This window comes from Roseburia sp. 831b (assembly GCF_001940165.2).
Classification (GTDB): Bacteria; Bacillota; Clostridia; order Lachnospirales; family Lachnospiraceae; genus Roseburia.
In genome coordinates, this window is record NZ_CP135163.1 from 215,203 (window position 1) to 228,087 (window position 12,885).

Here is a 12,885-nt window from a genome sequence, read left to right on the forward strand (position 1 = left end):
ATTCTATCCTTGTTTTCAATCAAGATTGCGAACTTGTTTCGCAATTACCTATAAGGATTATACTCCATTTTATATTTTTAACCCTTATTCAAGCTCTGCTTCCAACAAAGCTGCTGCTTCCTTTACACAATCAATACATTCTCTCTTTACCACCCCATCTGTAACGCCTTTTAGCTCCTTACAGACAACAGTTCCATTTTGTTCTTTAAATTTACTGATAATTCTTCTTGCACCCTGCATCGTTTCCTGCGGATTATTTTTAATTATGCCTAACGCCATTACGGCTCCAATTAATGCTCCGCATGTAGCTTCCATGCTGCCACCCATGCCAACTGCAAAGCCTTGTGCAAGATTTTTTGCTGTTTCTTCATCCATATCTGCCAGCTTGCAATACGTGCATGCCACCGCCTGTGCACAATTATAACCACACATTTTTCTTTGTGCTGCTTCATTCACTTTTGATTCCATATTTCTCTTTCCTTCTCTTCCTATATTTATCTTTATTGGTAAGCTTTCCAGCCTGTCATATCAGCTCAACAGACGCTTTACTACTTCTTTAAACTCATAAAACAAATCAATATATTTCTCTACAATGACATTGCAATGAGCCTTTACAATCTCACAATCATAATCGTGTGCAAGATTATTTCTTACTTTAAGCATCTCCATCCAGGCATCGTCTGAAATTAAATTTGCCTTATATGATTCTCTTAGCACTTCCCTTGGAGAGCCTGCAACAAATCCAGTTATTGCATAGTATTGCACCAATATATCTTTCATGACTTTCCATGATAAATCAAATGTTATACTAAATTTTGCACTCGTTCCGCTAAGTACAAAAGAATCTGAAAAGTCTCTCTGTTTTGCTTCTGCTAATGCATCTAACGAATTGCAAAAAGATTGAAATCGTCTATCAAATTTTTCGTCCATATTGTTTGATATCCTCCAATAACAGTTTATTTTTACAGGTATCCATATTTAGTAAATCCACACTGTAAAGTGTAGGAATCTCCTCAATCTGCTCCAAAAGTTCATCAAAATAATCTGCTCCCGATACTGCTATATCTATATCGCTTCTTTCTCTTGCAGTCCCCTTCGCCCTTGAGCCATATAAAATAATTTCTTTTGCATGATAACTTCGACACAACTTTGCAACTTCTTTTATTACATCTTCTGCTTTCACAAGAATTTCCGTCCTTATTGCTTCTTTTTCTTATATTATAGCATGATTCTATCAAACTCATATTAACATGAACAACTTTACTTTACAATCTATAACTTTTTAAGCATGGCGCTCCATAACAATAATTTTATTTGAAATGTTTTTGACCGTAGGAATCGCACCAATCACATGATAAACCGGCAAGAGTTTTTTCATGCCCTCTACCAGACTGACTTCTTTTTTGCACGAAAAAGCAGGGAGAAGCTGTTGGAGTTCTTTTCCATTTTTCACAACCCAGGTGAACTTGGCATTGCTTCCCTCGATTGATTTCTCTTTTGCATGCTGTACCACAAAAGGTGACATGGTCTCTATTAACACGGTGGCACTTTGAAACGTTTTTTCAATAATCGAAAACATCTGTCTAACATCAGCTTCGTTTAAATACATGGATAAGCCTTCCATCACCACTAGAACATCCTCTTTGTAGTACTCTATTTCATTTGTATAAGATGTGTCCATCACTGATTTTGCAATCTGATAAACCGGTCCGTTTTCGGTAAGAAATCTTTTTCTTATCTGAATCGTCTCAGGGAGGTCAATGTTGTACCAGCGCAGATATTTTCCTTTCATGCGGTAACATCTGGTATCCATCCCACACGCAATATTTACAACCACTGCATTCGGATGCGCGCTTAAATACTGCTCTACCATCTCATCTAACACGATTGTCCGGGCAATTACTCCGTTGCTCATTGTCTTATCCTTTTTTGCATTGGAAAAATCGTAATCCAGTTTTGACACAATTTCAACGGCTATTTCATCCTTAATTTTCGGATTCTTTTTGCATGTTTCCATTGCCCTTGCATACAAGGTCTGAATCATAGTTTCCGGTACACCTGTTACATTTACTTTTTCTTTCATATCATTCACCATACCTTTCTGCCACAGCGCGAAAATCTTTCCTCTGCCTGCGACATAACACTTGTTATCATTTGTTATGTTATAAAAAAACTCCACAGCTAATTACTGTGAAGCTTTTCTAAACTCTGTATCAATCTGTCTGTTCCGCCTTCGGCATAAATTCCTGTCTGCTCAACTAAGTACAAACTGTATTGCATGTCATAATCCTCTTTTATGATTTCCAGGCAACTATCTAATCTCTGTCTTGCTAATAGTTTCATCAAACCCTCATCCGGTGACACCTTTAACCTGCTTTGATAATAGGCAAAAAATGACTGTTCCATCATTTTCTCAATTTTTCGGCGATACCCTTCATAGCAGCTTCCCTGCGCCTTCTCCATGATGATAATGGTTTCTTTTCGATGCTTTAAGATAAACTGCATGAGAAGTACATCTAATTTGGCAGACTCCTGTTGGTTCTCCATCTCGATTTTCATGTATTCTGCTAACATCTTCTCATAGTTTTCTATCAACGGCTCAAGAATTGCCCGTAATAAGGCTTCCTTATTCTCAAAGGAAAAATACATGGCTCCTGTCGTGACACCTGCACGATTACAGATTGTCCGAAGGCTTGCCTTTGCGTAGCCCTTGTCATAGAATTCGTCCAAGGCTGCCTGCTTTATCTTTTGCATGGTTTCTTCTTTGTTCTTCATCATAACACTTGTTATGTTAGTCTAAGCTAACTTGTTTGTCAAGATTTTTATATAATATTGCGGATACCCTCACATATCCTTCTCGCAACAAGCGGGTTGTTCATGGTATACAAATGAATTCCATCAATATCACTAGCAAGCAGGTCGATAATCTGACTTAGGGCATAGGACATTCCTGCGTCAAATAATGCCTCTTTGTTCTCTTCATATTTACTGATAATTTTCTGGAAGCGCGTCGGAAAAGTTGCCCCGCACATCGTAATCATTCTCTTAATCTGGGCGGCATTGATAACCGGCATAATGCCCGGAATAATTGGCGTGCCAATATCTGCGATTCTACAATCCTCCTGAAAACGGAAAAATACTTTGTTGTCAAAAAATAACTGCGACAGCAACACCTCTGCCCCTGCATCTACCTTGGCTTTTAAATGCTTGATTTCACTGACTCTGTCATCGGATTCTGGATGACACTCTGGATAACATGCCCCTAAAAAGCAAAAATCCCCTTTTTCTTTCATGTAGGAAATCAAATCGGAGGCGTGCCTGAAATCCCCTTTTTCTGGAATATTCGGATTTCGGTCTCCGCGAAGTGCAAGTATATTTTGCAGACCAACATCTGTTAAAATTTTGGCAAACTCGTCGATTTCTTTTTTATCGTAATGCAGACAGGTTAGATGAACAACCGGTTCTACATGATATTCATACTTAATCTTTTTCGCAAGTTCTATGGTGCGGTTGCAGTTTGCACTGCCTCCCGCACCGAACGTCACACTGATATAATCCGGTTCTAGTTCACACAAAACCGCTAATGTCTCGTCAATATTCTTTAATTCACTGTCCTTTTTTGGTGGAAATATCTCAAAGGACAGACTTTTTTTCGGTAAACGTCCTTCCCCTTGTTTTTCCTTGTATTTTTCTGAAATCTTCATTCCCTTATCCTTCACTTCTGATTACTCTTGCAGCTGCCACAAGATTTTTAAGGCTTTCCTCTGTCTCTGGAATGTCTCTTGTCTTTAACCCACAATCTGGATTGACCCACAATTTTTCTTTGTCAATTTTCGTCAGCATGACGCGAAGCGCAGCGACAATCTCCGCTACCGATGGCACACGCGGTGAATGGATATCATAAACACCTGGTCCTACTTCTGTCTCAAAATGATGTTCCTTTAAGGCATCGAGAATCTGGAAGTCGGAACGTGATGCCTCAAATGTGATAACGTCAGCATCCATATCGTCAATTGCCGGAATAATATCGGTAAACTCGCTGTAACACATATGTGTGTGAATCTGTGTTCCGGCTTTGACACCACTGTGCGTCAGGCGAAATGCCGGAATTGCAAAATCTAAATATTCTTTCTGCCAGTCTGATTTTCGAAGCGGCAGTTTCTCTCTTAGTGCAGCTTCATCAATCTGTATGATTTTGATTCCATTTTTCTCTAAATCTAACACTTCATCCCGGATTGCAAGGGCAATCTGTGAAATGGATTCTTTGATGGAAATGTCCTCTCTTGGGAAAGACCAGTTTAAGATGGTAACGGGACCTGTCAACATTCCCTTCATGATTTTTTTCGTAAGGGACTGTGCATAGACGGACCACTCGACTGTAATCGGCTTTTCGCGGTAAACATCACCCCAGATAATCGGTGGTTTTACGCATCTTGTACCGTAAGACTGTACCCACGCTTTTTCTGTAAAAAGAAAACCTCCTAACGCTTCTCCAAAATACTCTACCATGTCATTTCTTTCGTATTCCCCGTGAACTAACACATCCAATCCAATTTCTTCCTGCCATCTGACACATTCGGCGATTTTCTTTTTGTTAAACGCTTTGTATTCTTCCTCCGATATTTTGCCCTGGCGATATGCAGAACGATTTGCCTTGACATCTTTGGTCTGTGGAAAAGAACCGATGGTGGTCGTCGGGAATTCCGGCAGTCCAAGCTCTTTTTTCTGCAGTTTCTGGCGCTCACTGCGTTTTGGTTCGCGAGTGTAATCCTTTTTGGTCACAAGAGAAAGTCTTTTATGCACCTGCTCGCTGAAGCAATCTCTTCCTTCTGCGAATAATTTTTTGTTTTTCTGGTAAGTTGTCTCTAACTGATAATTTGCGCTTTCGGCAAGTTCTTTCAGTTCCGCAAGTTCGCCAAGTTTTTCCTCCGCAAATGCAAAATAGGACAGATACTTTGCGGATAGTTTTGTTTCATGTTTTGTCGTGTATGGAACATGCAATAGGGAGCATGAGGTAGACAATACACTTTTGATTCCTTTTTCCTGCAGCTTTCCTAACACCTGCAACGTCTTTTCATAGTGGTTTTTCCAGATATTTTTTCCATTCATCAAGCCGGCAAACAGCCATTTATCCGTCGGGAACCCGTAAGTCTCCACTAGAAAATCCGTCTCTTTTCCCTCGATAAAATCAAGTCCGATTCCATCAAATGGCATTTTGATTAAATCTGCATAGATATCCCTGACATCTCCAAAATAGGTCTGTAATAAAATGTGGCTTTCTTTTTTCACGGAAAGAACCGCATCATAAATTTTATGGAACAATGCGATATCTTCTACGCTCATATCCTGGACGAGAGCCGGTTCATCAAACTGAATCCATGCAATTTTGTTTTCTTCGCATTTTTTTAGCAAGTCCTGATATGCCGTAATCACCGCATCTGTGTAGTCATTTATCGTTTTTTCTCCAGTGTAACGGCACAGTTTTAGCAGGGTGTACGCCCCAATCACAACCGGCTTTGTCTCGATTCCAAGTGCCTTTGCCTCGTTGTATTCTTCAAATGGTTTATTCCCTGAAAGCCTAATCTGTGTCTCGTCCTCTATCTCCGGAACAATATAATGGTAGTTGGTATTGAACCACTTTTTCATGGCAAGTGCTTTCACATCACCACTTGCTCCCTGATAACCACGCGCCATTGCATAATATGTGTCTAAATCCGATAGATTTAACTCTCTGTAACGTTTCGGAACGATTCCAAACAATACCGCAGTGTCTAGCATCATATCGTAGTAGGAAAAATCGTTACAGGAGATAAAATCAATCCCTGCTTCCTTCTGCGTGTTCCAATGTATTTTCCGCAAATCCTTTCCTGTCTGCAAAATTTCCTCTGCCTTGATTTCTTTCTTAAAATATTTCTCAGAAGCGAACTTTAATTCCCGTAAAGTTCCGATTCTAGGAAACCCGATTACTGATGTCTGCATAACTTCCTCCAAATCATACTGTATTTTTCGCAATAGAATCTGTTGCATAACAGATAACTTTTTTTCAGTATAATTTTTCCTGGCAGATTTGTATAATACATAAAAATATAGGCTTGCCATAGTTTTAAGCTATGGCAAGCCTGTTTGTATGTATCAGGGCTATGCAGCTAACCTCGTAGAAACCGTCGGCAAAAATGGTTCTGTCATTACTGACTATCAGTACGAGCAGAACAACTACAGTGACAGTCAATTTTTAAAGGATAGTTTTGCCCGCACCGGAGTTCAGGATGAATCCATTACAGTCGTTGCAGATGGTGCATACTCAGGAGTGGTGACAACAGGATGTTTTAAATCTTCTAACTCAATCAAAATCTTACCCTTCGTCGCTGGCTTTGTGACATAGCCACTCCTCTTTCGTTTACAAATTTGATATGCTTATTTTAACACATCCGCTTTAGTTCCGGCAACACCGTACAAAGCATTGTGATAAAACAAAGGCTTCCGCCGATTACATTCGATACCGGTTCCGCCAGGAAAACGCCGTCCGTTCCCATATGTAAGGCATACGGCATCAGATACGTCAGCGGCACGACAATAAGTACCTTTCGAAGCAGGGAAAAGAAAATCGCCTGTTTCTTCTTATTTAAGGACTTAAAGATGGTCTGCCCGATATACTGGAAATCCATGAAAATAAAAGCGGCAAAATATTGCTTCAATGCCGGAACCGAATCTGATATCAGGGCGGCATCCGAACTGAATACCGAAATCAGCGCCTCCGGGATTAAAATAATAAGACTCCACATAATTGCCGTGTAACCCAGAATCATAATACCCATCACAAGCGCCGATTTACGTACACGGGCTGGACGGTGCGCACCGTAATTATAACTTAAAATCGGAGACGTTCCCTCATTCATCGCATAAATCGGCGTTTCCACCAACTGTCTGACACTCGATACAATCGTCATCACAGAAATGTAAATATCACCGCCTGTGACAGACAGCACATTGTTGCAGCAAATTGTCACAAGACTGTTCGTCAACTGCATGATAAAACCTGCGGTTCCAAGGCTGATAATATTTTTTGCATAGGTGATGCTCTCCGTAATTTCATTTTTCCGAAGAAAACGCACCTTAAGTTCTGCCTTCTTTGTCAGAAAAAAGAAAACAAATGCCGCCGACAGACATTGCGAAAGCACCGTTGCCATCGCCGCACCTTCCACGCCGAATCCAAATGCAAAAATAAACAATGGGTCAAGCAGCAAGTTCGCCGTTGCGCCAATCGCCACCGAAAGCATTCCAACCAGAGAATAGCCCTGCGCATTGATAAACGGATTCATTCCAACCGCAACCATAGAAGGCAGCGTGCCGACTAAATATATCATCATATATGGATATGCATACACGAGCGCATCCGACGAGGCTCCAAACAGTACCAGAAGCGGGCGCGTAAACAGCATGCCAATTCCCATTAAAATGACTGCGCTAAGGCAGACCATGGAAAATGACGTGTTCATGATATGTACCGCCTGCTGTTCTTTTTTACTGCCCCTGTATATGGAAAAAAGCGGTGCACCGCCACCTCCAAACAGGTTCGCAAATGCCGTAATAATAACAATCAGCGGAAAACAAAGTCCCACCGCACCGAGTGCGGCTGTTCCCTCGTCCGGGATACGTGCGATATAGATACGGTCCACAATGTTGTATAACAGGTTTAATATCTGGGCAACCAGCATTGGAAGTGCGGCTCCTAAAATATTTCCGACTACGGTTCCATGTTCAAAATCAACTCTCTTCATCTTTATCTAGAATCCTTTTCTCTCTTACTTGATTTCTAGTATAGCAACCGTTGTTCTATATGTAAATTATTTATTTTGTATTGTTTTTCAGGCTCCCATCGTGTGTTCTTCAATCCATGTATACAGAATCGTCTTCCCTGCTTTTATTCTATTGGCACGATACCAGAACAGGACAGCCGTAAGCAGTGTAAAAATCACGGTTAACACTATCAGTACTCCTAATTCACTTCCAATACCGGTTCCACCGGAAATGGCACTTCGAAATGCCGTTACGGTATATGTGAACGGAACATACTTATGAATCGATGCTGCGAAACTTCCCGAAATTTCAATCGGATACGTTCCTGCGGAACCCGCTAACTGAAGCACCATGAATACCAGCATGAAAAAACTTCCCACTTTTCCCAACATGGCATTGAAAAAGTACATGATTGACATGAAGCAGATTGCGGCAATAACGGAAACCAGTATGGTCTTTCCCGTCTGAACCGGCTGAAATCCATTTGCAAGATGCAAAATAAAATACAGCACGATTCCCATGATAATTGCTGTCGGATACACAATAACCGCCTTGCTTGCAAACCATGCAAGACCATTGTTTAACTTCTCATGATACTCTACCAGCGGATACATCAGGCAAAATGCCAGGCATCCAACCCAAAGTCCTACTGACATCATATAAGCCGCCATCGCATGACCATTGTTTTCTACTGATGTAATCTGCGTCTCCTCTGCCGTAAGTGGTGTGACAAACATATCGATATTCGTATCCGTCACTGCATTTCCTGCCACCTGGTCTGCTCCGTCTTTCAATGCCGTATCCAGTGTCATTGTGCCATCCATCAGCGATGTAATGCCATCCTGCAAATCTGCGGAACCTTTTGCAAGCGCATCCGCACCATCGGAAAGCTGTGCGGTACCGTCGCTTAACTGCCCCGCACCTGTCTTTAGTTCATTTCCCTTTTCCACAAGCTGTGCGCTTCCATCCTTTAATTCCTGTACCCCGCTTTGCAAGCCACTTTCACCTGCAATTCCTGCATTTAAACTTTCGATTCCTGCATTCAGCTGAGAAACGCCCTCTATGATTCCAGCCTGACCATCTGCCTGCATGGTCTGTCCGAGCCCTTTTTGTACATTTTGCATACCAGAAAGCAGGGAATCCATTGCATTTGAGGATGCTGGCAGTAGCTGACTCGATGCCGCCGCAAGCTGTTGTACCATTGCATGCAAAGCAGCCATCTGTTCCGCAGAACCGGCGGCGCCCATTCCTTTATTTGCCTCTGTTCCGTCCCCATTGACTGCAGCATTCAGCTTCTGGATGCTGTCATTCATCGCAAGCAGAGAGGACGATGCTGTTTTTATCTGGGCGACCTTCTCGTTTGTTAAACTATTGTCAATCTGGTTTTTCATGGTATTGACACCGGTTAACAGTGTCTGACTGCCAGATAAAAGTTGGTTCGTGCCATCTGCAAGCGCATCCACGCCACCGGAAAGTGTATGCAATCCACCGTCCACCTTTGCAACGCCATCCAGATATGCCTCTACACCGTTTTCAAGTACCGCACTTCCCTCCTGCAAAGCGGTGCTCGAAGATGCCAACACACCTAAATTATCGGTAAGCGACGCTGCACCATCGTTTAAGGTATTCATGCCGGATAGCAGCTCCCCTGTACCATCTGCCGCATTCGAAAAACCGTCGCCCATTTCGGCAATGCTCGCAAACACTGCTTTTGTGTAGGTTTCCGTAACCTCAGCCATAATATTTGCCTTGATTTCTTTTATCGCACTTTCACTTAATTTGCTGGAGATATAATTGTATCCCGGATTTGTTGCATATTGTAATTTCATTTTCTTTGGATTGGCATCCATCATGGTAGATGCATTTTCAGAAAAATCTTCTGGAATGGTAATCACCATGTAATAGGTTCCATTCTTTAGTCCATTTTCTGCTGTCACCTCATCTGTAACATGAAAATCCATTGCATCACTGTTTTCTAGCGATGTCTCAAGGCTATCGCCCACGGAGAGCGTTTTGCCCTGATAGTCTACGGACACATCCTGATTTACAACTGCCACCGGAAGCTTACTGATATCTCCATACGGATCCCACATCGAACTTAAAAACATGCCCGCATATATCGCCGGAATCAATAAGATTACTGCCATTACAACTACAAGTAATTTATTTTTTCTTAAAAAGTTTAATTCATTTCTTACCAATCTGTTATCCTCCCTCTCGTTCCCCTTACATTTTACTAACTTGTGCTTTGCTTCTCTCTTTTGCAATCTGCATTCCTAATACGAGTAATAAACCTATCAGGCTGGTCGTAATCTGGAAATTGCCTAAGTTCATTGCCGGCTTTGATACGTCTAAAGTCATCGGTCCCTGCACAATCGCATAAAAGGATCCAAGCATCATTCCCAAAATCAGATAAACTGTCTGTGGTCTGAATTTTTCCAGGCAGACTTTGATTCCCTTTACCACGATAGCGGCTCCTGCCAAAACACCAAATCCAAAGAACATAAGACCCGGAACATAAGAAAAATCAAGTCCTAAGAAGCCACGGATTGCTGAAATCACCGGAATATATGCACCAAAAATAAGAAGCAGTGTAGAACCGGAAATGCCCGGAAGAAACATCGCTGAGATTGCGATCATGCCAATCAGAAACAATTTAATTCCTAATCGGATGGAAAACTGGCTAACATCCATCATTCCGCCTCCAAACTTTCCATTCATCCATGTAATTCCTACCACAAGTACCACGCCTAACAGGCAAAACCAGATTCCCTTTCTAATTTCACGAAAGCTGTCTTTTTCCTCCTTCACAATCAGCGGAATCGAACCTGCGATAAAGCCGATGAACAAAGAACTGATACCATAAATATGATTTTCAAATAATGCAGACAGCGCAAGAATTGCCAGCACCATCCCGATTATCCAGCCTGCACCTAATTTTGCCAAAAAAGAAAAAGCTGTTTTTTTATCCCTTCTTTTTCCAAAAACCAGGTCATGAATCGAACCTATAAACTTATCGTAAAATCCTAAAATAAAGGCGATTGTGCCTCCTGATACGCCAGGGACACTGTCAGCTAACGCCATACAGAATCCTCCAACTCCTTCTTTTAACATAAAAAAATCCTCCTGTTTCATTTTCTGCAAGTATCATAACCACTCACATTAAATAAACAGGAGGTAATTTCTTAAACAATTCCTAAACAATTATTTATTCAAACGGTATCCAGCGCCCCACACCGTTTCCAAAATTTTCGGATTTTTGCTGTCATCTTCTATTTTTTCCCGAATCCGGTTGATATGTACCATTACGGTTGCGCTGTCACCCATGTAATCATATCCCCATATTTTTTCAAAAATCTGTTCCTTGGAAAATACGATATTCGGATTCATTGCCATAAATTTCAGAATCTCAAATTCGCGGTTTGGGAACTTGATTTCCCTGTCCCCTTTATACACTTTCCAGCTGTTGGTGAGAATCCTTACATCTTTAATCTGAATTTCCTCGACTTCCTCTTTTTTCTCTTTCACGGTATTATGAATGCGGTCATACTGTCTTAGGTTTGCATTGACCCTTGCCACAAGCTCCGCTGGGTCAAAAGGTTTTGCGATGTAATCATCGGCTCCCAGCCCCAGACCTCTGATTTTATCTACCGACTCGGTTCTTGCTGTCACCATAAGAATCGGAATATCCGTCTTATCGCGAATCTCACGGCATATATCATATCCGCTTTTTCCTGGGAGCATCAAATCGAGTAAAATTAAATCAAACTGCTCCTCTTGTATGACAGCATTTACAAGGGTTCCGTCCTCTATGATTCGGGTACGGTACCCGGCAGATTCAAGATAGGCTTCCTCTATCATGCTGATATCTGCATCATCTTCTACAATCAAAATTGTTTTCCTATCCAACATTTTCTGCTCCTTCCAGATTTTGTGATGGGAAGTTTAACGAAATCGCAAGTCCGTCTGCATTTTGGGCAGCAACACTTCCCCCCATTGCCTCCATCAAATATTTTACAATGTAGAGTCCCAGTCCGTTTCCTTCTTTTTTATTTCTGGACTCGTCCACCCGGTAAAATTCATCAAAAATATAAGGCAATTTTTCTTCCGGGATGCCCACTCCATTGTCTTTCACACAAATGGTAACGCCCTCTGGCGTCTTGGATAACACGATATCCATCACCAAATTTTCACTTTGTGCATACTTTCTGCTGTTTTCAAGCAGATTATCTAAAATTCTTTGAAGCTGCTTTTGATCCGCCGTCACTTCCGCTGTCATCTGCCTCGTATCTATGTGAATGGTCTCGTTGCTGTTTATCACGTAATCCTGCTTTCCATGCACATAATGTTGCAAAAAAGCAGCAATTTCTATTTTTTCCAGGGAGATTGGCATGTTCCCGGTCTCCATTTGGGAAAGATAAAACAGTTGGTTCAACAGCATATCCATATCCCCGGCTCTTCGGTATGCCGTCTCTAAAAATTTTCTTTGTTGTTCCGGCTTAGAAGCGACACCGTCCAAAAGCCCCTTTATCGTCCCCTTAATTGCGGTAAGCGGTGTGCGAAGGTCATGCGAGATACCCACAATCATGTCCGTTCTTGCCTTCTCATACTTTCTGTTTTTCTCCTGCTCCGTGGCAATTGCTTTCATCATTTCATTGAAAGAGGTGCAGACATTCTCAAACTCTGTCTCGCCCGTATAGGCAATTTCCTGTGTCAAATCGTTCGCTTTAATTCGTCTGGTTCCATCTGTCAGTGCATCCAGCGGCTCCATAATGTGCTCCGTCAGATTCTTCGTGAATACCTGGCTGATAATAATCAGCGCCGCAATACATAAAATGCCATCTATACTAAAAAGCAGGATAAATTCATCTCTGTAAATGGTGTAGTCTTTTACCATATCGTCTATCTGATCAGGATCCACAACCTTCTCTATCTTTTTCTCGACTTCTTTTTCTATGGACTCTGAATAGCAAAATATTACGAAAATATTAATGCCTAGAAACAATACTAAGGTGACTAAGACCATCCATGCATTTGAGATAAATATCCTGCGTTTTACGGTTCCTTTTTCCATGGTTTCTCCTCCGC

At 41.6% G+C, this 12,885-nt stretch carries 13 protein-coding genes; 1 reads left to right on the top strand and 12 read right to left on the bottom strand.

Going from position 1 to position 12,885, the window contains the following annotated elements; translation table 11 throughout:
• Positions 1–84: 84 nt before the first annotated feature.
• The 7 genes from BIV16_RS15545 to metE form a co-directional block, all read right to left on the bottom strand.
• Entirely contained in the window at positions 85–468 is a 384-nt protein-coding gene (locus BIV16_RS15545) for a C-GCAxxG-C-C family protein (RefSeq protein ID WP_075681142.1), read from the bottom strand.
• 60 nt (positions 469–528) lie between these two features.
• Complete coding sequence (locus BIV16_RS15550) at positions 529–930, bottom strand: HI0074 family nucleotidyltransferase substrate-binding subunit (protein ID WP_075681145.1); 402 nt, start codon at positions 928–930, stop codon at positions 529–531.
• Positions 914–1,183: a nucleotidyltransferase family protein gene (locus BIV16_RS15555; RefSeq protein ID WP_075681147.1), complete on the bottom strand. Its 270-nt coding sequence runs from the start codon at positions 1,181–1,183 to the stop codon at positions 914–916. The genes BIV16_RS15550 and BIV16_RS15555 overlap by 17 nt, the downstream gene beginning before the upstream one ends.
• A 99-nt stretch (positions 1,184–1,282) precedes the next feature.
• Positions 1,283–2,083, bottom strand: a complete 801-nt coding sequence (locus tag BIV16_RS15560) for a class I SAM-dependent methyltransferase (protein WP_143524767.1) — start codon at positions 2,081–2,083, stop codon at positions 1,283–1,285.
• Between the two features lie 98 nt (positions 2,084–2,181).
• Positions 2,182–2,778, bottom strand: coding sequence for a TetR/AcrR family transcriptional regulator (locus tag BIV16_RS15565; protein WP_242940399.1), 597 nt, complete (start codon positions 2,776–2,778; stop codon positions 2,182–2,184).
• Positions 2,779–2,822: 44 nt separating this feature from the next.
• Positions 2,823–3,704 carry a methylenetetrahydrofolate reductase [NAD(P)H] gene (metF, locus tag BIV16_RS15570; protein ID WP_075681481.1) on the bottom strand — a complete coding sequence of 294 codons (882 nt, stop codon included), beginning with the start codon at positions 3,702–3,704 and terminating at the stop codon, positions 2,823–2,825.
• A gap of 4 nt (positions 3,705–3,708) precedes the next feature.
• Positions 3,709–5,979 carry a 5-methyltetrahydropteroyltriglutamate--homocysteine S-methyltransferase gene (gene metE, locus BIV16_RS15575; RefSeq protein ID WP_075681151.1) on the bottom strand — a complete coding sequence of 757 codons (2,271 nt, stop codon included), beginning with the start codon at positions 5,977–5,979 and terminating at the stop codon, positions 3,709–3,711.
• A gap of 148 nt (positions 5,980–6,127) precedes the next feature.
• Between metE and BIV16_RS15580 the strand changes: the two genes are divergently transcribed.
• On the top strand, positions 6,128–6,382 hold the full coding sequence (locus tag BIV16_RS15580) for a hypothetical protein (RefSeq protein WP_075681165.1): 255 nt from the start codon (positions 6,128–6,130) through the stop codon (positions 6,380–6,382).
• 37 nt (positions 6,383–6,419) lie between these two features.
• Here BIV16_RS15580 and BIV16_RS15585 read toward each other — a convergent pair whose 3' ends face one another.
• The 5 genes from BIV16_RS15585 to BIV16_RS15605 form a co-directional block, all read right to left on the bottom strand.
• Entirely contained in the window at positions 6,420–7,778 is a 1,359-nt protein-coding gene (locus BIV16_RS15585) for an MATE family efflux transporter (protein ID WP_075681167.1), read from the bottom strand.
• 87 nt (positions 7,779–7,865) lie between these two features.
• Positions 7,866–9,998 carry a YhgE/Pip domain-containing protein gene (locus BIV16_RS15590; protein ID WP_075681169.1) on the bottom strand — a complete coding sequence of 711 codons (2,133 nt, stop codon included), beginning with the start codon at positions 9,996–9,998 and terminating at the stop codon, positions 7,866–7,868.
• Positions 9,999–10,023: 25 nt separating this feature from the next.
• Positions 10,024–10,911, bottom strand: a complete 888-nt coding sequence (locus BIV16_RS15595; RefSeq protein ID WP_075681171.1) for a DUF368 domain-containing protein — start codon at positions 10,909–10,911, stop codon at positions 10,024–10,026.
• Positions 10,912–11,001: 90 nt separating this feature from the next.
• Complete coding sequence (locus tag BIV16_RS15600) at positions 11,002–11,709, bottom strand: response regulator transcription factor (RefSeq protein ID WP_075681173.1); 708 nt, start codon at positions 11,707–11,709, stop codon at positions 11,002–11,004.
• The gene (locus BIV16_RS15605) at positions 11,699–12,871 is read right to left on the bottom strand and encodes a HAMP domain-containing sensor histidine kinase (RefSeq protein ID WP_075681175.1); all 1,173 of its coding nucleotides are present in this window, start codon (positions 12,869–12,871) and stop codon (positions 11,699–11,701) included. Before BIV16_RS15605 ends, BIV16_RS15600 begins: the two co-directional genes overlap by 11 nt.
• Positions 12,872–12,885: the final 14 nt, after the last annotated feature.

Excerpts from the sequence above, each read along its gene's own strand:
- BIV16_RS15545 (WP_075681142.1), bottom strand. The coding sequence starts at position 468 with ATGGAATCAAAAGTGAATGAAGCAGCACAAAGAAAAATGTGTGGTTAT.
- BIV16_RS15550 (WP_075681145.1), bottom strand. The coding sequence starts at position 930 with ATGGACGAAAAATTTGATAGACGATTTCAATCTTTTTGCAATTCGTTA.
- BIV16_RS15560 (WP_143524767.1), bottom strand. The coding sequence starts at position 2,083 with ATGAAAGAAAAAGTAAATGTAACAGGTGTACCGGAAACTATGATTCAG.
- BIV16_RS15565 (WP_242940399.1), bottom strand. The coding sequence starts at position 2,778 with ATGATGAAGAACAAAGAAGAAACCATGCAAAAGATAAAGCAGGCAGCC.
- metF (WP_075681481.1), bottom strand. The coding sequence starts at position 3,704 with ATGAAGATTTCAGAAAAATACAAGGAAAAACAAGGGGAAGGACGTTTA.
- metE (WP_075681151.1), bottom strand. The coding sequence starts at position 5,979 with ATGCAGACATCAGTAATCGGGTTTCCTAGAATCGGAACTTTACGGGAA.
- BIV16_RS15580 (WP_075681165.1), top strand. The coding sequence starts at position 6,128 with ATGTATCAGGGCTATGCAGCTAACCTCGTAGAAACCGTCGGCAAAAAT.
- BIV16_RS15585 (WP_075681167.1), bottom strand. The coding sequence starts at position 7,778 with ATGAAGAGAGTTGATTTTGAACATGGAACCGTAGTCGGAAATATTTTA.
- BIV16_RS15595 (WP_075681171.1), bottom strand. The coding sequence starts at position 10,911 with ATGTTAAAAGAAGGAGTTGGAGGATTCTGTATGGCGTTAGCTGACAGT.
- BIV16_RS15600 (WP_075681173.1), bottom strand. The coding sequence starts at position 11,709 with ATGTTGGATAGGAAAACAATTTTGATTGTAGAAGATGATGCAGATATC.
- BIV16_RS15605 (WP_075681175.1), bottom strand. The coding sequence starts at position 12,871 with ATGGAAAAAGGAACCGTAAAACGCAGGATATTTATCTCAAATGCATGG.